17 protein-coding genes are annotated in these 21,682 nt (G+C 70.7%); 7 read left to right on the top strand and 10 right to left on the bottom strand.

Annotation, left to right across the window (positions count from 1 at the left end):
- Positions 1 to 24: 24 nt before the first annotated feature.
- The 3 genes from EI982_RS16525 to EI982_RS16515 are packed head-to-tail and all read right to left on the bottom strand — an operon-like array spanning position 25 to position 2,850.
- On the bottom strand, positions 25 to 1,164 hold the full coding sequence (locus tag EI982_RS16525; protein ID WP_157690732.1) for an AI-2E family transporter: 1,140 nt from the start codon (positions 1,162 to 1,164) through the stop codon (positions 25 to 27).
- Positions 1,165 to 1,212: 48 nt separating this feature from the next.
- The gene (fen, locus tag EI982_RS16520; protein ID WP_157690731.1) at positions 1,213 to 2,193 is read right to left on the bottom strand and encodes a flap endonuclease-1; all 981 of its coding nucleotides are present in this window, start codon (positions 2,191 to 2,193) and stop codon (positions 1,213 to 1,215) included.
- A 27-nt stretch (positions 2,194 to 2,220) separates the two neighbouring features.
- On the bottom strand, positions 2,221 to 2,850 hold the full coding sequence (locus tag EI982_RS16515; protein ID WP_157690730.1) for a GNAT family N-acetyltransferase: 630 nt from the start codon (positions 2,848 to 2,850) through the stop codon (positions 2,221 to 2,223).
- Between the two features lie 56 nt (positions 2,851 to 2,906).
- Here EI982_RS16515 and EI982_RS16510 point away from each other — a divergent pair, with 56 nt between their 5' ends.
- The gene (locus EI982_RS16510; protein ID WP_157690729.1) at positions 2,907 to 3,551 is read left to right on the top strand and encodes a class I SAM-dependent methyltransferase; all 645 of its coding nucleotides are present in this window, start codon (positions 2,907 to 2,909) and stop codon (positions 3,549 to 3,551) included.
- Between the two features lie 21 nt (positions 3,552 to 3,572).
- The gene (locus tag EI982_RS16505; protein ID WP_157690728.1) at positions 3,573 to 3,992 is read left to right on the top strand and encodes a DUF3054 domain-containing protein; all 420 of its coding nucleotides are present in this window, start codon (positions 3,573 to 3,575) and stop codon (positions 3,990 to 3,992) included.
- A 52-nt stretch (positions 3,993 to 4,044) separates the two neighbouring features.
- Here the strand turns inward: EI982_RS16505 and EI982_RS16500 are convergent, their stop codons facing one another.
- Positions 4,045 to 5,295 (bottom strand): MFS transporter, encoded by a 1,251-nt coding sequence (locus EI982_RS16500; protein WP_199243829.1) that lies wholly within the window; start codon positions 5,293 to 5,295, stop codon positions 4,045 to 4,047.
- 219 nt (positions 5,296 to 5,514) lie between these two features.
- On the opposite strand from EI982_RS16500, the gene EI982_RS16495 reads away from it, so the two are divergent.
- On the top strand, positions 5,515 to 5,736 hold the full coding sequence (locus EI982_RS16495) for a DUF8015 family protein (protein WP_157690726.1): 222 nt from the start codon (positions 5,515 to 5,517) through the stop codon (positions 5,734 to 5,736).
- A 71-nt stretch (positions 5,737 to 5,807) separates the two neighbouring features.
- On the top strand, positions 5,808 to 6,824 hold the full coding sequence (locus EI982_RS16490; RefSeq protein ID WP_157690725.1) for an ornithine cyclodeaminase family protein: 1,017 nt from the start codon (positions 5,808 to 5,810) through the stop codon (positions 6,822 to 6,824).
- Here EI982_RS16490 and EI982_RS16485 read toward each other — a convergent pair.
- From EI982_RS16485 to EI982_RS16460, 6 genes are all read right to left on the bottom strand, one after another.
- A complete protein-coding gene (locus EI982_RS16485) occupies positions 6,809 to 7,876 on the bottom strand; it encodes an mRNA surveillance protein pelota (RefSeq protein ID WP_157690724.1) in 1,068 nt (355 codons plus the stop codon). The two genes, EI982_RS16490 and EI982_RS16485, sit on opposite strands and share 16 nt — an antisense overlap.
- 72 nt (positions 7,877 to 7,948) lie before the next feature.
- Positions 7,949 to 8,656, bottom strand: coding sequence for a DUF4013 domain-containing protein (locus EI982_RS16480; protein ID WP_157690723.1), 708 nt, complete (start codon positions 8,654 to 8,656; stop codon positions 7,949 to 7,951).
- An 84-nt stretch (positions 8,657 to 8,740) separates the two neighbouring features.
- Positions 8,741 to 10,828, bottom strand: a complete 2,088-nt coding sequence (locus EI982_RS16475) for a protein kinase domain-containing protein (RefSeq protein ID WP_199243675.1) — start codon at positions 10,826 to 10,828, stop codon at positions 8,741 to 8,743.
- Between the two features lie 66 nt (positions 10,829 to 10,894).
- Complete coding sequence (locus tag EI982_RS16470) at positions 10,895 to 13,549, bottom strand: BamB-related PQQ repeat family beta-propellar protein (protein ID WP_157690722.1); 2,655 nt, start codon at positions 13,547 to 13,549, stop codon at positions 10,895 to 10,897.
- A 41-nt stretch (positions 13,550 to 13,590) separates the two neighbouring features.
- Positions 13,591 to 15,687, bottom strand: a complete 2,097-nt coding sequence (gene rqcH, locus EI982_RS16465; RefSeq protein ID WP_157690721.1) for a ribosome rescue protein RqcH — start codon at positions 15,685 to 15,687, stop codon at positions 13,591 to 13,593.
- 143 nt (positions 15,688 to 15,830) lie between these two features.
- Positions 15,831 to 18,113: a nitric-oxide reductase large subunit gene (locus EI982_RS16460; RefSeq protein WP_157690720.1), complete on the bottom strand. Its 2,283-nt coding sequence runs from the start codon at positions 18,111 to 18,113 to the stop codon at positions 15,831 to 15,833.
- Between the two features lie 168 nt (positions 18,114 to 18,281).
- Between EI982_RS16460 and EI982_RS16455 the strand changes: the two genes are divergently transcribed.
- From EI982_RS16455 to EI982_RS16445, 3 genes are read left to right on the top strand one after another with little or no spacing between them, the layout of a single operon-like run.
- On the top strand, positions 18,282 to 20,000 hold the full coding sequence (locus tag EI982_RS16455) for a MutS-related protein (protein ID WP_157690719.1): 1,719 nt from the start codon (positions 18,282 to 18,284) through the stop codon (positions 19,998 to 20,000).
- Positions 20,001 to 20,048: 48 nt separating this feature from the next.
- Positions 20,049 to 21,443, top strand: a complete 1,395-nt coding sequence (locus tag EI982_RS16450; protein ID WP_157690718.1) for a CRTAC1 family protein — start codon at positions 20,049 to 20,051, stop codon at positions 21,441 to 21,443.
- 28 nt (positions 21,444 to 21,471) lie between these two features.
- A complete protein-coding gene (locus tag EI982_RS16445) occupies positions 21,472 to 21,669 on the top strand; it encodes a DUF7576 family protein (RefSeq protein WP_157690717.1) in 198 nt (65 codons plus the stop codon).
- Positions 21,670 to 21,682 lie beyond the last annotated feature (13 nt).

Below are 21,682 nucleotides of genomic sequence, written 5' to 3'. Positions count from 1 at the left end.
GGGACCGATCCCCGACGACCCGTCTCAGTCACCCGCCGTCTCGTTCTCGTCCGTCCCCAGACTTCCGGGGTCGACCGCGAAGGGTCGGATGGGTTCGGATTCGAGGAGTTCGGGGAGAACGATCCGTGCGAAGTGGACGATCAACACGAGAAGCATGGGCGCGAGGAAGATGCCGTACCAGCCGAACAGCAGGGGCCCGAAGGTGTAGGCGATCATCAGGCTCCCGACGTGGAGACGCCGTCCCGAGACGTACGGCCGGAGGACGAGGTCGGGGATGGTGTCGACGACCACGAACGAGACGGCCACGAAGGCCACGACGAACCAGAGCGTGGTCGGATCGGTCAGGAACCCGACCCCGGCGAGGTAGGCGGTCACGGGCACGTAGACGAGTTTCATCCCGACCATGGGGACCAAACTCGCTACGCCGGCGAGCAGGCCGACGAGCGGCGCGGCGGGAATCCGGAGGCCGGCCGGCGCGTAGACGTTCAGGATCGAGTACATCAGAACGCCGATGGTCCCGGTCAGGACGGCGTTGAGGATGTTGCCGAAGAAGATGGCCTTGAAATCGCGGTCGACGGCCCGGACGTACGCTTCGAAGACGCCGCGGTCGTCGCCGAACCGTGCGAGCGTCCACCGCGCGAACCGACCCCCGTCACGGAGCAGGTAGAACGCGAGCGCGAGCATCACGAACAGGTGGACGGCACCGACGCCCAGAAACGCCACCGTGTCGACCGCCGAACTCAGCGACGACAGCAACGACTGCAGGCCCTCGCCGGTGAGGTACCGCTCGGGGTCGAGCGCCAGGAGGGCGGCCGGGTCGGCGACGGTATCGAGTAACTCGGAATCGACCAGCGGCCACCGCGCGGGGTCGAGCATCCCAGTGTTGACGTATTTCATGAGTTCGTTCAGCGCGATGCTGAGGGCATACAGGACCAGGAGGAGCGCGGGGAGCGCGAGGGCGAAAAGCGAGATGGCGGCCGCGAGGCTGGGCGGCCGGACCACCCGCCGCATACGGCCGTAGATGGGCCGGGTGGCGTAGTAGATGAACACGCCGAAGACGAAGGTGCCGACGAAGGAGTAGACGACGTAGGTCAGCGCGGCGCCCAGGACGAGCCCCAGACTCCACCATCCGAGCCGATAGCGGGACGGCCTGAACTCCGACATGGTAGCCACAGTCGGGTGCCGGGGTGAAAAACCTCCCCTGCGCCGGCCTCAGGTCCAGCGATCGAGCCCCGTCTGGACGAGCGCGTCCTCGATGCGCTCGAAGCCGCGTTCGACCTCCGCGGCGTCGACCTCCCAGTCCTCGATCACGTACTCGCGGGCGGCGGCCACGTCGGGGTCGACGTCGCCGTCGAGGGCGTAGTCGTCGGTCACGGGCGGATCACGGAAGAGCTCCCGCACCCGGTCGGCGTTGGCCACCTGCCAGCCCTCGGCGTCGAGGGCAGCCCACAGGTCGCCGTGCTCCGCGATGGCCCGGAGTGCCGTCTTCGGGCCGACGCCGTCGACGCCGGGGTTGAAGTCCGTCCCACAGAGGATGGCCACGTCGATCAGCCCCTCCCAGCTGATGCCGTGGCGGTCGAGGGTCGCCTCCAGGTCCATCAGTTCGGGCCGCCCCTTGCTCGTCAGTTGTCGGAGGGTGAGCGGCGCGCCGAACAGCAGGGTGTCGTAGTCCTCGCTGCCCGCGTAGTCGGCGTCGCCGCGACGGGCCATGTACGCCGCCTGAGCCTCGCCCTCGGCGGGCGCGTCGACAACCGGCACGTCCAGGCGGGCGAGCAGTTCGCGGGTCGTCTCCAGGATGACGTCCGTGAGTCGCTGGGTGCGCGCTTCGAGGCGGGCGGCCTCGACGGCGTCGCCGCGTTCCTCCGCCTCGGCGCGCCGCTCCTCGGCGCGTTCGCGCTGTTCCCGACGGGCCGCCACCTCGTCGTCCTTCAACTCGGTCACGCCGCCGTCGAAGACGAAGACCGGCGTCAGGTCGTGGTCGAAGAACTTGGGCAGGCCCTGAACGACCCCGACCAGGTTGGCCACCTCCTCGCCCGCCGCGGTGGTGTACACCTCGTCGTTCGTCCACTTGACCGTCGTCGTGAGGTAGCGATACAGCCAGTTGTGCGCGTCGACGGCCACGACGCTACCGGCCACCTCGTCCCAGTCCACCTCGGAGAGGGCCGCGAGCTGTCGGAGGTCTGCGTTGCCCATCGCTCGCGACTACGCGGGCGCGGGCTTTCAACGTCCGGGTTCGTGCCCGCCGCCGACGCGCTCGCCGTCGGCGTCGACGCCCGGCTGCGGGGCGACGGTCGGGGGCGGATCGCCCCCGAGCCAGTCGTCGAGCCGGGCGGCCAACCCTTCGTTCAGGTCCCGCTCCCGGTATCGGTCCAACCCCGCCCGGTACCGTTCGGGGTTCCGGTCGGCGGGCGTGGCCGCGGGTCGCTCACAGACGAGTTCCGCAAGCCCCGTCTCCCGACCCGTGAAGGCGAAGCCGGCGCGGTAGGCCGCACGGTAGGCCGCGGGGTTGTTGACGGCGATGCGGACCCGGTCGTACCCCCGGTCGGCGGCGCGGGTGGCGACGAAGGCGAGCAGCCGGGGCCCCAGCCCCTCGCCGCGCCGGTCGTCGCGGACGGTCACGTAGCGGACGACGAGGCAGTCGGCGTCGGTGCGGTCCGCGCTGAACGACGCGGCCGCGAGCACGTCGCGGTCGAAGTCGTCGTCGGGGTCGCCCTCCGGCGGGGAGTCGGAACGACGCACGACCGCCGTCCCCGTCGATCCGCGGACGAACTTGCCCGCGTAGGCGAACCGGCGGTAGTCGAGACGGAGCGTGGGAGCGCCCGGCGGCCACCCGAGGAGGGCAAACTCCATGCGACCCGTAGCCGTGCGTCCCCGAAACCTTTGGCGCTCGGCCGTCGACGTGGTGTATGACCGACGACGGTGCGGAACGCGGTTCCACGGGGGGGCGGTGGGAACCCGGCGACGTCGACTTCTTCGACCGCGTGGCGCGCCTCTACGACCGACTCGCGCCCGAGGCGGATCCGGAGCCGCTCTGGGCGGGGCTGGCGCGGGCGGACCGCCCCGTCGAACGGGTGCTCGACCTGGCCGGGGGCACCGGCCGGGCCGCGCGGGCGGCGAGTCGGCCGGGGGCGGACGGGTGGCGCGCCCCGACGGCCGTCGTCGTCGACGCCTCGCGGCCCATGCTTCGCCGGGCGGTCGAGCAGGGGTCGGCCGCGGTCCGGGGCGACGCCGGGCGGCTCCCGCTTTGCGACGGGGCGGTCGACGCCGCCGTCGTCCTCGACGCCTTCCATCACCTCCCCGACCCCGACGCGGCGCTCGTGGAGGCGGCGCGGGTCCTCCGACCGGGCGGGGTCCTGGTGATCCGGGAGTTCGACCCCGGGACCGTCCGGGGGCGGGCGCTGGTCGCGGCCGAGCGCCTCGTCGGCTTCGACTCGACGTTCCGGGGACCGGAGGCGACGGCGACGGCCGTCGCGGCCGCGGGGCTGGCGCCCTCGGTCCTCGACCGCGGGTTCGCGTTCACGGTTGTCGGGAAAAAGCGGGGAAGCCATTAGGCCCCAGTCGCAAGCGCGGATATGGCAAACGCAGTCGCGGACTTCTTCGACCGCCGCCTCGACGGCCGTGCGACGCCGCTCGCGGTCGGCGACCTGCTCGTCGTCGCCGCCGTCTTCAGCGCGGGCACGGTTCACCACAACGGCCTGCCGTTCGTCCTCGGGAACCCCGGCTACCTGCTGAGCACCATCGCCCCGTTTCTGATCGGATGGATCGTCGCGGCACCGCTGCTCGGAGCGTACGCTCCCGGCGCCGCCGAGTCGGCGAAGGCAGCCGTCCCGCTGGCGCTCCGCTCGTGGCTGGTCGCGGACGCCATCGCGCTGGGGATTCGCTCGCTGCCGTTCGTCCACGGCGGCGTCCAGTTGTCGTTCGTCGCCATCTCGCTGGTGACCGGGCTCGTCGGCCTCGGACTCTGGCGGACGCTCTTTTTCAAGCTCCGGTAGACCGGATCGGCCCACCGGGGGACTCACGGGCCGGCGACGACGGGACGCCCGCTCAGTCCCGGACGACGAGATAGACCGCAGCGGCGGACGCCACGAGCGCGAAGCCAGCCAGGACGCCGAACAGAACCCCGGCGTCGGCGTACGTCAGGACGGCGCCGGCGACGGCGCCGCCGAGCGCACCGACGCCGAAGGAGCCGAGGTACGTGTAACCGTAGGATAGCCCGCGCGTCCCGGCGGGAGTGTAGTCGGCGACGGCCGCCTGGTAGAGCGGCTGGGCCGCGAAGAGCGTGAGACCGAACACGGCTCCGAAGGCGAAGAGAGGGCCGATCCCCAGCGCCGCCACCGGGAGGAACGAAAGCGAGAGGAGGGCCAGGAGGCCGAAGACGCCGGCGATGCCGTACTCCGGGGGAACGTGGTCGGTGAGCTTCCCGCCGAGATACTGTCCGGCGATGCCGACGAGCAACAGCCCCGCGTAGAAGTACCGTTCCGGCCTGAGCGTGCGTTCCGCCCCCGCCTCGATACCGGGGACGAACGCGGCGAGGGGAACGGGGTCGAACCCGGGCAACCCCTCCAGTAAGTTCGGCAGGAAGGTCAACACCCCACGGTAGAACAGGCCGTTCCCCATGACGATCACGAAGACGACGACGAAGGCGCCGGCAAAGAGGAGTCTGGACTCGGCGACGAACTCGGACAGCGAGTCGACGCCCCCCTCGGCGCGAGGGTCGCCGCCGTCTGTACCGACGCCCTCGACGGCCGCCGTCTCGTCGAACTCGGCCCGGAGAGCGTAGAGTCCGGCGAGGACGGCCGGCACCGCGAGCACCGTCGCCACCGCCGTCCAGTCGAAGAGGAGCAGGAGGACGGCCGTCAGAAGGGGTCCGAGCCCGATGCCCACGTTGCCGGCCGCGCCGTGGTACGCGAAGCCGGTCCCACGCGCCCGCATCCCCTTACTGATGAGCGTCAGCCCGGCGGGGTGATAGACGCTCGCCGCCAGCCCCCACAACAGGAGGGACACCGTCACCACCACGAGGTCGGGCGCAACCCCGAGAAGGAAAAAGGAGCCACCCATCCCGAACAGACAGGCGGCGATGAGTCGCCGGGATCCGAACCGGTCGACGAGGATCCCACCCGGCAACGCACCGAGACCGAACAGACCGTAACCGGCGGTGACGACCAGCCCCAAGGTCGCCTGGGTGACACCGACCTCGAACCCCGCGAGGGCGATCACGTCGAACTCGGCGAGCCAGATGGTGACGAAGATCGGGATCGATAGCTCGTAGGTGTGGACCATCCCGTGTGCGAGCATCAGTAATCCCACGATCGACCGGTCGTTCGAGTTCACGGTCGAAAGAACGCCATCATCCAACTTAATTCCTGCTGGAATGGGCTGTAAGTATAATTATCGTCGGTGTTGGTCTTTCGACTCAAAACTTATGAATTAGTTATCGAATGGCTTCGAAATGGTTCTTCAAGTTCACGGAAAAAGCTATGTGATGCCCACACATACTATCGATCGGATCGTACCATGGTTGGATACTACGACTGCGTGCTCGGTCTCGTCCCCGTCGCCCTCGTGGGCCTCACCGCGGTCCTCGTCGCCCGTGGGTTCGCGTTCACCGTCGCCGTCCCCGCCGGCGCGGGAGCGGCGGCGCTGATCGTCGGTCACGCGCTGTTCGTCAACGGACCGGTTTCCCCCTCCGCGTCGGGGCGGGCGACGGACGATCGGTCGCCCGTCGATGCCGACTGAGGCCACCCGGTACGCGTCGGTCCCCGTCTCCGGGCCAACAGTATAACTACCCGCACGCACTGAGAGGCGGTATGACCGACACGCTGTTCCTGTCGAGCGAGGACGTCGCGGGACTGGCGACTCCCGCGGAGTACGTCGACGCCGTGCGCGACGGCTACCGCCAGCGCGGCGAGGGGGCGCCGGCCGAACCCCGGACCGCCCTGTACAACGAGGAGCCACCGGGGCTGTTCACCTCCTACACGGCCGTCCTCCCCGACACCGGAGTGATGGGTGGATACGTGTACGGCGCGGGCTTCGGCGAGGGCGACGCCTGGTTCGTCACGCCGCTGTTCGACGCCGACTCCGGGGAACCGCTGGCGCTCCTCGACGGTGCGAGCATGAACCCGTTCAAGACTGGCGCCGCGGGCGCCGTCGGCGTCGACGCCCTCGCCCGCCCGGACGCGTCGACGATGGCGGTCCTGGGGGCCGGCGCGCAGGCCCGCGGGCAGTTACGCGCGGCCGCGACCGTCCGCGACCTCGAAACCGTGTGGGTGTACTCGCCGACCAAGGAGAGCCGCGAGGGCTTCGCGGGCGAGATGGACCGACTGCTCGACGCCAGCGTCGCCGCCGTCTCCTCCAGCGCCGCCGCCGTCGAGGGCGCCGACGTGGTCGTCACCGCGACGAACTCCCCGGAACCGGTCTTCGACGGCGACCTGCTCGACCCCGGCACCCACGTGACCGCCATGGGCCAGTACCACCCCGAGAAGCGGGAACTCGACGACACCACGGTCGCGCGCTCGACGTACGTGATCGACCTCCGGGGACGGCTCACGCAGGACGCCGGCTCGTACATGCACGCCGTCGAGTCCGGGGCCGTCGAGGCGGACCACTGTCACGGCGAACTCGGCTCGGTCGTCGCCGGCGAGCGTCCGGGCCGGCCCGACGAGGAGGCGATCACCGTCTTCGACAGCGGCGGGACGGGCATCGAGACCGTCGCCGCCGCCGCGATGCTCCACGGGAAGGCCGTCGAGGCGGGATTGGGGGAGACCATCTCGTTCGCGCCGGCCAGCGAGGCGCTGACCGGACGGGACGATCACTCCAGCCGGTAGCGCAACAGCGCCGCGATCCCGCCGAGGTTCTTCAGCCGCTGGCCGGGCTCGAACTCGCCCGAGAAGACGACCACGTCGCCGCCCTGTCGCTCGACCGAGGTGATGACCTCGTCGGCGTCGACGTCCCAGTCCCCGCGGCCGCCCCGCTCCTCGCGCAGCCGGTCGTCGAGGACGAGCAACGTCTCGACGGCGCCGTACTCGGCGGCTTCGGCGGTCGCCTCGGGACCGTACGTCGCCTTCGTGCCCGTCGCCATCCGCTCGGTCAACTCGTCGATGAGTTCCGCCTCGCGGGCGATGCGCGTCTCGTCCTGGACGTCCTCGACGGCGCCCCGCTTCAACACCTCGTGGACGCCGCGGTCGCCGACGCCCGAGGTGTCGACGGTCGTCGTCAGTTCCGCCACCTCGGGGAACTCGTCGTCGAAGTGATCCAGGGCGTCGCCCTTCGTGAACCCCGGCCCCGCGAGGATGATGGCGTCGGGATCGAGATGCGAGAGCGCCTCGCCCAGTTCGTGGAACAGCTCCGACCGCGGGCGGGCGTACTCGCCCTTGCCCGTCGGCCGGGTGAACGAGGCGTACTCCTCGGTGCCGTACTGGGCGACGGTGTGGACGTGGGCCTCCCCCTCCTCGACGGTCGCGATGGCCACGTCGGGGTTCTCGGCGGCCGCCTCGGCCTCCTCGACCCGTTCCATCTGGTCCGGTTTGAAGTGTTTCTCGATGGTCAGCTCGTCGTGTTCCTCGACGTTCAGCGTGTGGTGGTGGCCGAGCTGGTCCTCGCGGGAGCAGCCGACGATGACGCCGCCGACCCGGAGCCGGTTGGCGAAGCGGGCGAACTCCACGTCCTCGACCTCCAGGGTGACGTGGATGTGCTCGCGCTCGCCGCCGGTGTCGCGCATCTGATCGTCGTCGCGCTGGATGCGTCGGCTCGTGTCGCCCTCCACGTTGTCTCCGGGTTCGAGGACGTAGGAGAGGTGCCAGAGGTCGTCGACGTTCTCGGGGACGACCGCCAGCCGGGTGCGTCCCTCCTCGCCGCGACCACGGCTCTGGATTCGCATACCGGAAGGTCGCCGCCCACGGCCACATACCTTGCCATTCCGGACGGCGTGGACGGCCGTGACCGTCCGGCGTCAGGCCGTCGTCGACTCCGCCCCCACGCCGCCATCCTCGTCGTCGTGGAGCGTCAGTCCCCGGACGTCGCCCCACGCGTGGCCGACGACGTAGTACGCGGCGACCGCGGCGTAGAAACTCAGGAACGCCCCGACGAGCGTCCCGAGCACCGGCACGGCGTTGAGGGCGCCGGCGACGATGCCGGCGCCGACGAGGAGGGCGAAGGCGAGCAGCCACGCCGTGGCGTACGTCCCCGAGGAGAGGACCGGACGCAGGTCGTCGACGGCGAAGCCCGCGCGGAGCGACCCCCGTTCGGCGTAGTTGGCGACGGCCGCCGGCACGACGTACGCGGCCAGGAGGCCGGCGATCAGCGCGAAGAGGCCACCCACCAGCACCACGCCGCCGACGAGCAGTCCGCTCCGGGGACCGGGGCCCGCGATCAGCGCCCCGGCCGCGGCGGTCGCGGCGACCAACAGTCCGGGAACCACGCCGTAGACGAACGCGATGACGACCGCCCGGACGCCGTCGCCCGCGAGCGGCCCCCAGTCGTCGAACCGCGGTGGCACGTCGTCGCCGTGCATCGTCCCTCGGAGGACGCGGACGAGATAGCCCGCGACGAGAATCGCCGGCAGAATCAACACCCCGAGGAGTGACAGGAGGCCGCCGATCAGAACCGTCTGTACCCAGTCGTCGCTCGTCCGGAGGTAGGTGAGTGATTCGTCGAGCATGGTGGCTGGCGACGGAGCGGACCGATCCGACATCGCCCGAACATATAACACAGCTGAAGATATTAAAGCTGCCGAGGGTCGGCGTCAGTCCCGGAGGTCCCGCAGCGCGTCCCGGAGGTAGAGGACCGACTCGTAGCGGTCCCGCTTCCCTTTCGCCAGCGCGGTCAGCAACACGTCGTCCAGTTCCGCCGGCACGTCGGCCACCTCGCTCGGCGGTGTCGGCGCCTCGTGCAACACGCGGTGCATCGCCTTCGCGGGCTTGCCCTCGAAGGGCGGTCGACCGGTGAACAGTTCGTACAACACGGCACCCAACTGGTAGACGTCGGTCAGGTCGTCGGCCGGACCGTACGAGTCGTCGAACTGCTCGGGGGCGGCGTACTCCGGCGAGAGCCCCTCGACGCTCGCCGAGTGTTCCAGCAGGTGTTTCGAGAGCCCCCAGTCGGCCACCTTCGGCACGTCCCAAGCGCCGTCGACCGATCGGAAGAGCACGTTCGCCGGTTTCAGGTCGAGGTGAGCGACCCCGCGGCGGTGAGCGTGGCGCACGCCCTTCGCCAGCGCGACGGCGGTCCAGCGGGCCTGCTCGAACGGCAGGTCGCCCGCCCGTTCGCCGAGGTGACCGGCGTCCATGTACTCCATGGCGATCCAGGGGACTGGACTGGCGCCGTAGTCGACGACGCCGACGACGTGGTCGTGATCGTCGATTTTGTCCCACGTCTCTGCCTCCTCCATGAGTCGCTCGACGGCGTCGGTGTGGAGCGTCCCCTGCATCCGCGGGCGTTTGATCGCAAGCGTCACGTCGCCCGTCGGCGTCGGCAGGGTCGCCTTCGACACGTCGGCGTTGCCCCCGCCGCCGATGGGTTCCTCCTCGGTCAGGGCGGCGTAGTCGACGCGCACGTCGGGCGCCCGGGGGATTCGTTCCGGTGGACCGGAGCCGGCGGCGGTGCGGTCGGTCGCCGAGGAGAGGGCGGGAGTGATAGCGGCATCGGTGCCGTCGTCCGCGTCCACTCCGACATCGACCACGGAACGGCGGCGGTCAACGTCCGGCTCCGGCCCGGGGACGCCGGCGGATTCCTTCATCCCCCCGTCGTCGTCCCGGATACGCTCCGGCGTCGACCGGTCGCTGCCGCGGGAAGAGCTGCCCTCGCCTCCGCCACGGGACCACCACCACAGGCCGGCACCGAAGGTGACGGCGCCTACCCCCACTGCGGCGACGGCCTCTGCGGCCGGGAAGCCATCGTCACCGCCCGATTGTACCGGCGTTCGCGTCGGCGTGGCCGTCTGCGTTCGCGTCCGTGTCGGCGACGCCGTGGCCGTCGCCGTACCTTCGACGAAGAACGCGACCACGTCACCACTCTCCCCGTCCGAGACACGGATCGTGTAGGTCGCCGGAACGGCGTCGGCCGGCGTCGTGAGGGTCGTCCGCCACCGCCCGTCTGCATCCCACTCGGTGACCTGCGCCTCCGAGACGGTCGTCCCCCCGGGATCGTTGAACGCGACCGTGACTGCGTTCCCGTCGAACCAGCGGTTCGTCATCCCCTCGACGACCACCGTCGATCCCACCGGGACGGGGTTGATGCCGCTCGCCTCCTCGCCCGCAGGGTAGACGTTCTCGACGACGGTCTCGGCCTGTCGGTGTCGGAAGACCGACGTGCTCATGATGTCGTCGCTGCGCGCCTCCTCCACCGTTTCGCCGAGGAGCCGAACCCTGACCTGATCGCCGGTGAGGTCCGACGGGAGGGTGTTGAGGTAGGCTTCGAGCGAGTCGCCCCCGTCGCCCCCACCGATCCACGCGGGATTCGACCCGTCGCCGAGGTGTCCGTCGGCTCCTTCCGAGATGACGCTCGCGCTGACCCGTCCTTCGCCGACCGAACCGACCGTCACTTCGGTTTCGAAAGTCCGGTCGGTCACAGGAGTGACCGTCAGCGACCGGCCGCCGTCCTCCCCGACGACGACGATCCCCACCTCGTCGACGACCCCGCCCGTCTCCCCGCTGACCGCGAAGGTACCATCCGGGACGGCGACCTGTCCGCCGACGGTCCTGATCGAGGCAGCGAGGCTCGCCGTCGCATCATCCTGTGCCTTCACGCCCGCCGCGCCGGCCACCGCCGTCGCCCCGACGACCGTTCCCCCGACCGCTCGCAACGCCGCCCGTCGCGTCCACGGTGCGTCCATCGTACACGACACTTCGCACGACCCGGATAAGTGATTCGCCGACGCCGCCGTTCCCTCCAATCCGTCTCAGCCGACGGTCACGTCCTGCAACGCGTCCCGGAGGTAGAGGACCGACTCGTAGCGGTCGTCCTTTTCCTTCGCCAGTGCTTTCAGCAGGATGTCGTCGAGTTCGGGCGGAAGGTCGGTGAGGTCACTCGGCGGCGTCGGCGTCTCGTGCAACACCCGATGCATCGTCTTCGCGGGCTTGCCTTCGAACGGCGGCCGGCCCACGAACAGTTCGTAGAGGACAGTCCCCAACTGGTAGACGTCCGTGATCTCGTCGACCGGGCCGAACTCGTCGTCGAACTGCTCGGGGGCGGCGTACTGGGGCGAGAGCCCCTCGACACTCGCCGAGTGATCCAGCAGGTGTTTCGAGAGCCCCCAGTCGGCCACCTTCGGCACGTCCCAGGCGCCCTCGACCGATCGCAGGAGGACGTTCGCGGGTTTCAGATCGAGGTGGGCGACGCCTTTCCGGTGGGCGTGGCGGACGCCCTTGGTGATGCCGAGGGCCGTCCACAGCGCCTGGTCGAAGTCGAGTTCACCCGCCCGCTCCCCGAGGTCACCGGCGTCCATGTACTCCATGGCGATCCAGGGCAGGGGTTCGGCGTCGTAGTCGACGACGCCCACGATGTGGTCGTGGTCGTCGAGTTTGTCCCACGTCTCGGCCTCCGCCATGAGCCGCTCGACGGCGTCGGTGTGGAGCGTCCCCTGCATCCGCGGGCGTTTGATCGCCAGGGTCACGTCGCCCTCGGGTGTGGGAAGGGTCGCCTTCGTCACGTCGGCGTTGCCGCCACCGCCGATCGGCTCCTCGTCGGTCAGGGCGTCGTAGTCGACCGAGACGTCGGGCGCCCGGGGGATGGACTCCGGCGGGGCGCCGCGGTCCGCGCGCTCGGTATCGGCCGACGGATCCCGCCGCCGGCGGCCGTCGACTCCCGCGTCGGTCAGCCGGTCGGCCAGCAAACCGGCGCGGGCCGCCGCTTCCCGGAGCCAGCCGAGGCCGTCGTCGAACCGCAGCCCCTGGATCTCCCGTTCGGTCCCGTCGAGTCGGTCCAGTCGCCCGTCGACGGTGTCGACGTCGACCGCGTCGCTCCCGCCCGCCGCGTCGCGGGCCCTCCGGTACGCCTCGCGGGCGTCGTCGAGGAGGGAGAGCGCGCGGTCGTACTCGCCGGCCGCGGCGAGGTTCGTCGCCTCGACTTCGAGGCTGTCGCCCGCCTCGATGGCGTCGGCGGCGGGGTCGACCGTCCCGTCTTCGTCCGCGTCGGCGTCGGCCGCCCCCGATTCGCCGTCGGCCGCGTCGGACCGGAGACGTTCGACGTCCTCTTTCGGCCACGAGACGCCGTCGGGGTCGTCCTCGCCCTCGTCGTCGCGGATGCGCTCCAGCGCCGTCGGCGTGTCGTCGTCGCGGACTGGGGGGCGGTCCTCGCCGCCCCCGCGGCGGTAGCGACGCCAGAGGACGCCACCGGCGAGTGCGGCGGCCGACGCCGCGGCGACGGGCCAGGTCCGTTCGAGGAACAGTTCCCCCGACGGCCCGATCACCGGCAGGTCGACCCCCGCCGAACCGGTCCGGTTCGGCCCGCTCGTGAGCGCGTGAAGCCGATAGTCGCCGTCGTAGACGTAGACGGTGCCGCCGGCGACGACCGGCGAGCGGGCCCAGTCGGGCAACTCGAAGCGCCACCGTTCGCTCCCGTCGGACGTATCGACGGCGTACAGGGTGTGATCGACACAGCCGACGTAGACCGTGCCGTCGACGACCGCGGGCGAGAAGACGCCGCCGTCGGTGCCGAAGCGCCAGCGATCGCTCCCGTCGGACGCCGAGAGCGCACGGAGCCCGTCCCCGTCCTCGACGTAGACGACCCCGTCCGCCACCGCCGGCGCCGACGTCACCCGGTCCTCGGCCCCGGAGCGCCAGCGCTCGCTCCCGTCGCTCGCCGAGAGCGCGACCAGGCTCTCGCCGACGCCGACGTAGACGGCCCCGTCCGCCGCCACCGGCGACGTCGTGGAACGGTCGGTCTCGAAGCGCCAGCGCTCGCTCCCGTCGCTCGCCGAAAACGCGTACAGGCCCGCGTCCGAGCCGTCGACGTATACGGTCCCGTCGGCGATTGCCGGGACCCCGTCGCCGACCCGTCGGGGCGTCGAGACGCGCCAGCGCTCGCTCCCGTCCGACGTATCGAGCGCGTACAGGGCGTTCCCGCCGCCGACGGAGACGGTCCCGTCGGCGACGGTCGGTCCGAGTTCGACGTTCGTCTCGAACCGCCACCGTTCGCTCCCGTCGGACGCCGAGAGCGCGTACAGCGCGTCCTCGCCCACGGCGTAGACGACCCCGTCGACCACCGCCGCCGCGGCGTGCGTGACGGGGTCCGCCGCCTCGAACCGCCAGCGCTCGCTCCCGTCGGACGCATCGAGCGCGTACAGGCGGTCGCTCGTCGCGGCGTAGACGACCCCGTCCGCCACGGCGAGCGAGGCGAACTCGCCCATGGAACCGCGTCGCCACGCCTCGCGCACGCCGTCGGTCGGCCCGGCGTTTCCCGGCGCGTAGCCGGTGTTTCCGGCGTCGTGACCGACCTGCGGCCACGACTCGTCGGTCTGGGCGCTCCCGACGTCGGCCGTCGAAAACAGCGTCCCCCCGGCGGCCACCCCGCCCGCGACCCGCAACGCCTCCCGCCGCGTCCAGCGGTCGCCCATCACTACCGTCGACCGATGGAACGACAATAAGTCCTCGGCCGCTACTCCTCGACGATGCTGCTCCCGCCGGGCGGCAGGAACTCCTGGATCTTGTCGGGGCTCGCCACCTTCCGCACGAACGACTCGTCGGCGAAGCGCCCCTTGAGCTTCCGGTAACACCGCTTTGCGGCGTCGTTCTGGGCGAACTTCCCGGGTTCGAGACGGAGCGTCGTCTCGGCCCGCGGTTCGACCGCCGACGGCGGCCCGCCGATGACCCGCGTCTCGGGCTCACACTGGATGCCGACGGCGACGCTCGCGGAGACGTCCCGGAAGTAGGTGCGGTCGCCGCGGATGACGAACCCGCCCTTCTCGATGTACTCCCCGCTCTCGGGGGTCTTCGACACCTGGTCGGGGTCGACCATGTAGGCGTCGCCCGCGAAGCGGCCGTCCTTCCACACCGAGGAGTAGGAGACGGCGAACCGCGCGGCCTCCTCCAGGCTGGAGTCGGGGAAGTCGACCTCGCGGGCCTTCTCGCTCGGCCCCGTCGCCTTCAGCACCGTCACCGGGCCGCCGTGGGCCTGCGCGTGGAAGAAGCGGTCGTTGCCGTCCATATACTTCTTCACCAGCGCCTCGTTCTCGTCGGCGTTCCGGCCGCCGATGACGAGAAAGTCGTCGCTCGTGTGGAACCACCGGAACTCCTCGTACCAGTGTTCGGGCTGTTTGATCGGCACCGAAGACATCGAGCGCCAGTCCACGTCGCGCTCCTCGTCAGCCTCCTCGTCCGCGTCGTCCTCGTCGTCGGCCTCCCACTCCTCACGCCGGCGCTCGACTGCTTCCAGTTCCTCGCGGGTGTTCTCGATGGCGGCCAGGGCGCCCTCCTTTTTCTCCTCGATGCGCTTGGCCTCCGTGTACCGCCGGTCGGCGTTCTTCTCGACGCCCACGGAGGGATCGACCGGGACGACGGTCCCGTCGAGGTCGACCGTCACTTCGCCCTCCGCGGGGTCGACGTCCTCGACTGCCTCGGCGGCGGGGATGCCACGCTCGGCGCCCGCCGCGAGGGTCTCCTCGATCTCCGCCCACGGGACGCTGTCCTCGCGGGCCGCCCGGACCGTCGAGATGACCTCGTCGACGAGGTCGTAGTGGGCGTAGAGCGCCTCGGCGCGCTCGCGTTCGGCCGCGGCCTGCTCCTCGAACCCCTCGATGGCCCCCTCCTGCTGTTCGATGATGCGCTGCTGTTTGGCGATCTCGGCCTCGAAGTCCGGGCGCTCGGTCCCGGTGGTCTCCTCCTCGGGTTCGCGCTCCAACCGGTAGAAGTAGTCGTCGAGGGCGGCGTTGAAGGAGTCGAACCCCTCGGCCGACAGCCCGGATCGCTCCTCTAGGGGGAGCGGCGTCGCGTCGACGACGCGGTCGTCCTCGAGATACACCCGCGGGTCGAAGTCGCCGTTTCGGACCCGGTCGGCCAGCCGGCCGATGGCGTCGTAGAGCGCCTCGTACTCCGCCTCGCCGGCCTCGGCGATATCGAGGCCCTTCTCGACGCCCGCGCGCGAACAGATCTCCTCGCCGTAGAGCCCGCCGAAGTTGAGCTGTGTCGCCAGCGTGCGGACCACGTCCGTGTCGGAGTCCTCCATCTGCCGGACGAAGGCGTCGTAGCCGACGGTCAGCGGGTCGACCCGCGAGTCCGGGAAGCCGTACTGCGAGCCGGGGGCGACCGTCCGCGATTTCAGGCGCACGGTCTCCAGGCTCCGGACCACCTCGCCCGTCTCGTCGAGGACGGCGACGTTGCCTTGGCCGAACAGTTCGGCGACGACGGTGGTGTTCTCGTCGTCGCGCTCGAACTCGAAGGAGAGGATGCGGTCGAACTCGTACTGCTCGACGCCGGCGAAGTCGGCGCCGCTCAGGCGGTTTCGCAACATCATCGCGAAGTTCGGCGGCCGCCCCGGCGCGTCCGCGACGTGTTCGGGGTCGGCGACGTGGGCCCGCTTCACGTCGCCCACCTCGATCAGCAGTTCGACGCGGCCGCGGTCGAAGTCCCGCATCCGGAACCGCAGGAGGTCGTCGTCGTAGAGGTAGACCTTATCGACTTTCGCGCCCTCGTAGCGCCCGAGTTCGGCGACGAGGGCCGCGAGGTCGACGCTGGTCAGTTCCCGCTTCGCGTCCATACCGCTCTTTCTCCGCGGGGCGGAAAAGGCGTGTCGTTGTCCCGACGGGAGACGAGCGGGTCAGACGGATTATCGTACCTGTTTCCCGGTGGGTCGCCGGACTGTCATGGCGACCCACCGGTAACGGCTTACGATAACCAGTATCAGTCGTCGCTCAACACCCCCTCCGCCACCGCCATGTCCTCGACGTCGGGGTCGTCCTCGGAGACCCGGAGGACGAACCGCTTGCGGACGAGGTCGGCGGCGTAGATGGCCGTCCCGAGGATGATGAGCGTGTCGCCGGGGAGCCGCGCCCAGAACAGGGTCTGGACGATTGGCTGGTTGTAGAAGGCGAGGCTCCGGCCGGCGGCGTAGCTCCCCGTGAAGATGGCCTCCAGTTGCAGGAAGCCGACCGGGAGGACGGAGACGAACACCATCAGCGCCAGGCCGACGTTCCAGCACCAGAACGACGCCCGGAGCCACGAGCCGTCCCAGCGCTCCGGCTCGATGGACAGCTGGAGCATGTAGCTGACCATGCCGAGGGCGAGGAAGCCGAAGGCGCCGAACATGGCGGCGTGGGCGTGTCCCACGGTGAGGTAGGTACCGTGCTCGTAGTAGTTGATCAGCGGGAGGTTGATGAAGAAGCCGAGCACGCCGGCGCCGACGAAGTTCCAGACCCCGCTGGCGACGATGAACATGAACGGGATCTTGTAAGGGAAGTCGCCGGACTCGGTCATCGCTCCGTACTGGCCGAGCGCCTCGTAGAGGATGAACACCAGCGGGATGAGTTCGAGCGTCGAGAAGACGCTGCCGATGGGCACCCACATGTCGGGCATACCGACCCACCAGTAGTGGTGCGAGACACCGATGACGCCGGTGCTCATCACCAGAAGCGCCTGTAGCATGACGGCCTTCTCCGCGCTGCGCCGTCGGAGCAGGTTCATCGACACCAGCGTCAGGCCGACGATAGCGACGATGAAGAACTCGAAGGCGCCCTCGACCCACATGTGGACGACCCACCAGCGCCAGAACTCGGTCACCGCGATGTTGGTCTCGGGGGTGAAAAAGAAGCCGGCAGTAAAGAGGAGGGCGATGGAGCCGCCGGCGTAGAGGATCATGTGCGCCAGCCCGTACACCGGTTCGCGGTCGAGCAGGGGCTTCAGGCCGCGGATCGCCAAGACGGCCCAGGTGCCGAAGCCGGCCAGCAGGCCGAACTGCCAGACCTTGCCGACTTCGAGGTACTCTAGCCCCTCGTTGCCGAGGAGCCACCAGAGGTCACCGAGGTAGCCGTTCGCGCCGAGCCAGATGCCGCCGAGGCCGCCGACGGTGACCACGACCACCGCGGCCAGCAGTCCGTCGATGTACGTCGACTGGTTCTTCGGCTCGTGCCCGGTCAGCAGCGGCGGCAGGTACAGCCCCGCGCCGAGCCACGTGGCGGCGATCCAGAGGATGCCGAGGTCGATGTGCCAGGTCTTCGCGATGGAGAACGGAAGGATCTGGAGGATGTGGACGCCGAACACCTCCTCGATGCCGAAGAAGCCGGCCCGCTCGATGTAGAAGTGCGCGAGCAGGCCGCCGAGCAACACCTGTGCGAGGAAGAGTCCGGCGGCGACGGGGACGAAGCGGAGCGCCGAGCGCTGACTCGGGAAGACGCTCACGTCGCCCGGTTCGGGCACGGAGAGCCCATCGGCGGACGGTTCGGGCAGTCGGACCGAGCGGTAGAGCCAGATGCCGAAGCCGGCCCCCGCGACCAGCAACACCATGGCGATGACGCTCCAGGTCATCGCGGCGGCGGTGGCGTCGTTGCCCGCGCCGGGCGCGTACGGCCACTCGTTGGTGTAGGAGTGGTCACCGCCCGGCCGGTCGGTGTGGGAGAACCACGCCGTCCACATCGCGAAGTCCGCGAACTGGCGGGCGTCTTCCTCGCTGTCGATCATCCCCTCGGGGACGCCGCGCTCGTGGCTCCCCTCGTGGTAGCGCTCGACGTACTCCTCGCGGACCTGCTCGTGGGCGTACAGCTCCGCCGCCGAGTACTCGATGTCGCCGCCGCCGTACTCGCCGTCGAGGTCCTGTTTGACCACCTCGTCGACGGCGGCCCGCTCGCCGGTCGGCAGCGAGTCGTACGCGGCCCCGTACCGCTCCTGGGCGTAGTACGACCGCATGTACTGGGTCTTCAGCGCCAGGGCATCGGCGGTGTAGTCCTCGCCGTAGTACGCCCCGTTGCCGAGGATCGACCCGTGGTTCATCAGGCCGTGTTTCTGGAACGCCTTCTTTCCGTCCCTGATCTCCTGATCGGTGACCACCGTCTCCCCGTCGGGACCGACGACCTGGTCCGGAATGGGCGGTGCCTCCTGGTACGCGAACCACGCACCGCCACCCATGACGACGAGGTTGAACACGAACGCCACGGCGATCACCTTCGCGATCGTCTTTCGGGTGAGCCTCATGGATCGACGTGGGAGACACGACTCCTTGAACCGGAGCTCCATTCCCGACTCTCGGGGGACCCCTCGAACATGTTCGATCCTTGGGTGGGGTGTGTCCGTCGAATCCGTTCGGCCCGGGGAACGGGGTACCAGGAGTTACTATAACCCTCCGGAAACACTGGGTGCGGTATGCGACTGGAGGACTACTGGGGGGTGGGACCGAAGACGAGCGAGCGTCTCCGCGAGACGCTCGGGGAGGACGCCGCCATCGACGCCATCGAGTCCGCGGACGTGCGCGCGCTGACCGACGCGGGGATCACGCGCGGCCGGGCGACGCGCATCCTCCGTCGAGCGAACGACGAGGCCGGGATGGACGCGCTCGCCACCCGGGATACGCGGGCGGTGTACGACGACCTGCTCGAACTGGCGAGCGGCTATGCCCTCACCCGGCACGCGGCCGACCGCATCCGCGTGTTGACGCCGCTCTCCGAACGCGGGGCCGTCGAGGACCGCCTCGACGCCGTCGACGCCGCACGCGAGGCCTGGACCGCCCTCGACGACGCGGGCCGGGAGGCGGTGGTCGAGGCCTTCGCGGCCTACGACGCCGACGACGGGAGCGAGCGCGCCGCCGTCGACGCCGCCCTCGCGCTCCGGGACGCGGGGCTCGACGGCACGGCCTTCGACGCCCTCGGCGCGGTCGATCCCGACGCCCTCCGGGAGGCGGCCGACGCGCTCGGCCACGTGACCGCCGACGGGGTCGCCGCGGGGGCCGACGACCGCCTCGACGACCTCCGGGCCCGCCTCGACGACGCCCGCGCCCTCGAGAACGACGCCTTCGACGTGCTCGAACGGGTCCGCGAGACGGGCGTCCGCGACCTGGCGGACTTCCGGCGGGCGTTCGCGGACTACGTCGACCGCGAGACGGATCTCTCGCGGTCGGCCATCGAGGAGGCCGCCCCCGAGGAGGCCCACGACGCCGCCGACTTCGTGAGCACGGCCCTCCGGGCGCTCGTCGACGATCTCGAACGGCGGGCGACCGAGCGCGAACGCGAGATCGAGGACGACCTCCGGGCCGCGGTCGCCGACGCCCGGGCGGACGTCGACCGGGTGCTCGCCGCCGTCGACGACGTGGCCGTCGACCTCTCGCTGGCCCGCTTCGCCGAGGCACACGACCTCGTCCGGCCGACCCTCGGGGGCGACCGCCTCGCCGTCGAGGGGGCGCGCAACCTCTTTCTCGACGATCCGGAGCCCGTGACCTACGCCGTCGGCGACCACGGCCTGTCGCCCCCGAGCGGCGACCGCGTGGCGGTGCTGACCGGCGCCAACAGCGGCGGCAAGACGACGCTCTTGGAGACCTGTTGTGCCGTCGCGCTCCTGGCGGCGATGGGGTTGCCAGTGCCCGCCGACCGCGCCGAAGTCGGGAGCTTCGACGCCGTCGTCTTCCACCGCCGGCACGCGAGTTTCAACGCCGGCGTGCTGGAGTCGACGCTGAAGTCCATCGTCCCGCCGCTGACCGACGGCGGCCGGACCCTGATGCTCGTCGACGAGTTCGAGGCGATCACGGAGCCGGGACGCGCGGCCGACCTGCTGAACGGGCTGGTCGACCTCACCGTCGAGCGGGGCGCCCTCGGCGTCTACGTCACCCACCTCGCGGACGACCTGAGCCCGCTCCCCGACGCCGCCCGCATCGACGGCATCTTCGCCGAGGGGCTGACCGGCGACCTGGAGTTGCGGGTCGACTACCAGCCACGCTTCGGCACCGTCGGGAAGTCCACGCCCGAGTTCATCGTCTCGCGACTCGTCGCCGACGCCGGCGACCGACGGGAACGACAGGGGTTCGAACACCTCGCGGCCGCCGTCGGCGAGGAGGCGGTCCAGCGCACCCTCGCCGAGGCGTGGGACGAGTGATCCCCCGCGGAGCGTGCGACTCTTAACCCCGCGCCCTCTGTGAGGGGTATGTTCCGGGACCGGTCGGACCTGCTCGCCGACAACCCTCCGTTTCGCGGGTACGGGGCGGCCGTCACCGCCGGCCCCGACGGTCCCCTCGTTTTCGTCGGCGGCTTCGGCGACGCCAACCGCGTCCTCCGGACCGAGGACGGTGACGTCGTCGACGCGGCCTGTGGCGTCCTCGCCGACGACGGCCGCCACGCCATCGGCGTCGCCGCGGCCGACCTCGACGCCGACGGCCGGGAGGAGGTGTACGTCCACAACGTCGCCTCCTTCGGCGGCACCTCCGCGGAGGCGGACCTGCTCCTCGATCCGGAGGGGGAGGGCTCCCGGTGGCGCGACCTCTTCGCCGACCCGGTGAACCGGGGGCGGGAGAACTACCGTGTGGGGCGCTCTATCGCCGCCGTCGACCGCCTCGGAACCGGCCGCTACGGCCTCTTCGTCACCGGATACGGCGCCCCCGCGCGCTTCTACGAGGTGGGCGACGACGGCGGGATCACCGACCTCGCCGACGCGGTCGGCCTGGACGTCGTCACCGGCGGGCGCTCGGTCGCCACCGGCCCCATCCTCTCGGAGCGGACGGACCTGTTCGTCGGCGCCGAGCGGGGGCCGAACCTCCTCCTGCGGAACGCCGGCGGGAAGTTCGTCGACGTGGCCCGGGAGTACGGCGTCGACGACCCCGAGGAGAACGCCCGGGGTGCGGCGCTCGTGACGCCCGACGGCGCCCCGACGCCCGACATCGTCTGTGGCAACTGGAACGGCGCGAACCGGCTGTTCGCCCGCGGCGACGCCGACGACGACGGCTTTCGGGACACGGCGCCGCCGGCGCTGGCTCGCCCGGCGCGGGTCCGAACCGTCGTCGCCGCCGACTTCGACAACGACCGCCGGACGGAACTGTTCGTCAACTGTCTGGGTGCCCCCAACCGCCTGCTGACGTACGGCGACGACGGCTGGACGCAGACGGGCGTGGGCGACGCCCTCGAACCCGAAGGGATGGGCACCGGCGCGGCCGTCGCCGACCTCGACGGCGACGGGACGCTGGAACTGCTCGTGGTCCACGGCGAGGCCGAGGCACAACCGCTCTCGCTCTACAGCGCCCCCAACGATGGCGACTGGCTCCGGGTGCTCCCGCGGACGCCGGCCGGGGCGCCGGCACGTGGCGCCCGGGTGGTCCTCCGGACCGACGCCGGGCGACAGGTCCGTGTCGTCGACGGCGGGAGCGGCTACCTCTGTCAGATGGAACCCGTCGCACACTTCGGCCTCGGCTCGGCGGTTCCCCAGGCGGTCACGATCCGCTGGCCCGACGGCCGCGAGCGGACGGTCACGGACCCGCCCGCCCGGACGACGATCCGTCCCGCACACCCGGGGTCGCCGTCGCTCGCCGACCGAGGTAGCGGGATTTAAGATGGGGTCCCCGCTACTGACTGGAAACATGATCGACCCCACGTCCGACATCGGCGAGGACGTCGACGAGAGCGACGCGCCGACCTGTCACACCTGCGGGAAGAAGATCGTCATGGAGCCGGAGCACCGCGTCGTCTCGTGGATCGAGGACGACGCCGTCGAACACCTACACTTCTGCGACGACGAGTGCCACGAGGGCTGGAGCGGGCGCCGGCCGGGGCGCTGACCGATCGCGTCGG

This window comes from Haloplanus salinarum (genome assembly GCF_009762275.1).
In the GTDB taxonomy this organism is placed as follows: domain Archaea; phylum Halobacteriota; class Halobacteria; order Halobacteriales; family Haloferacaceae; genus Haloplanus; species Haloplanus salinarum.
This window is presented reverse-complemented; position numbering and strand designations above follow the sequence as displayed.

Bases quoted from the DNA above. Each gene is read 5' to 3' on its own strand.
- EI982_RS16525 (WP_157690732.1), bottom strand. From the start codon at position 1,164: ATGTCGGAGTTCAGGCCGTCCCGCTATCGGCTCGGATGGTGGAGTCTG.
- fen (WP_157690731.1), bottom strand. From the start codon at position 2,193: ATGGGCAACGCAGACCTCCGACAGCTCGCGGCCCTCTCCGAGGTGGAC.
- EI982_RS16515 (WP_157690730.1), bottom strand. From the start codon at position 2,850: ATGGAGTTTGCCCTCCTCGGGTGGCCGCCGGGCGCTCCCACGCTCCGT.
- EI982_RS16510 (WP_157690729.1), top strand. From the start codon at position 2,907: ATGACCGACGACGGTGCGGAACGCGGTTCCACGGGGGGGCGGTGGGAA.
- EI982_RS16505 (WP_157690728.1), top strand. From the start codon at position 3,573: ATGGCAAACGCAGTCGCGGACTTCTTCGACCGCCGCCTCGACGGCCGT.
- EI982_RS16500 (WP_199243829.1), bottom strand. From the start codon at position 5,295: ATGCTCGCACACGGGATGGTCCACACCTACGAGCTATCGATCCCGATC.
- EI982_RS16495 (WP_157690726.1), top strand. From the start codon at position 5,515: ATGGTTGGATACTACGACTGCGTGCTCGGTCTCGTCCCCGTCGCCCTC.
- EI982_RS16490 (WP_157690725.1), top strand. From the start codon at position 5,808: ATGACCGACACGCTGTTCCTGTCGAGCGAGGACGTCGCGGGACTGGCG.
- EI982_RS16485 (WP_157690724.1), bottom strand. From the start codon at position 7,876: ATGCGAATCCAGAGCCGTGGTCGCGGCGAGGAGGGACGCACCCGGCTG.
- EI982_RS16480 (WP_157690723.1), bottom strand. From the start codon at position 8,656: ATGCTCGACGAATCACTCACCTACCTCCGGACGAGCGACGACTGGGTA.
- EI982_RS16475 (WP_199243675.1), bottom strand. From the start codon at position 10,828: ATGGACGCACCGTGGACGCGACGGGCGGCGTTGCGAGCGGTCGGGGGA.
- EI982_RS16470 (WP_157690722.1), bottom strand. From the start codon at position 13,549: ATGGGCGACCGCTGGACGCGGCGGGAGGCGTTGCGGGTCGCGGGCGGG.
- rqcH (WP_157690721.1), bottom strand. From the start codon at position 15,687: ATGGACGCGAAGCGGGAACTGACCAGCGTCGACCTCGCGGCCCTCGTC.
- EI982_RS16460 (WP_157690720.1), bottom strand. From the start codon at position 18,113: ATGAGGCTCACCCGAAAGACGATCGCGAAGGTGATCGCCGTGGCGTTC.
- EI982_RS16455 (WP_157690719.1), top strand. From the start codon at position 18,282: ATGCGACTGGAGGACTACTGGGGGGTGGGACCGAAGACGAGCGAGCGT.
- EI982_RS16450 (WP_157690718.1), top strand. From the start codon at position 20,049: ATGTTCCGGGACCGGTCGGACCTGCTCGCCGACAACCCTCCGTTTCGC.
- EI982_RS16445 (WP_157690717.1), top strand. From the start codon at position 21,472: ATGATCGACCCCACGTCCGACATCGGCGAGGACGTCGACGAGAGCGAC.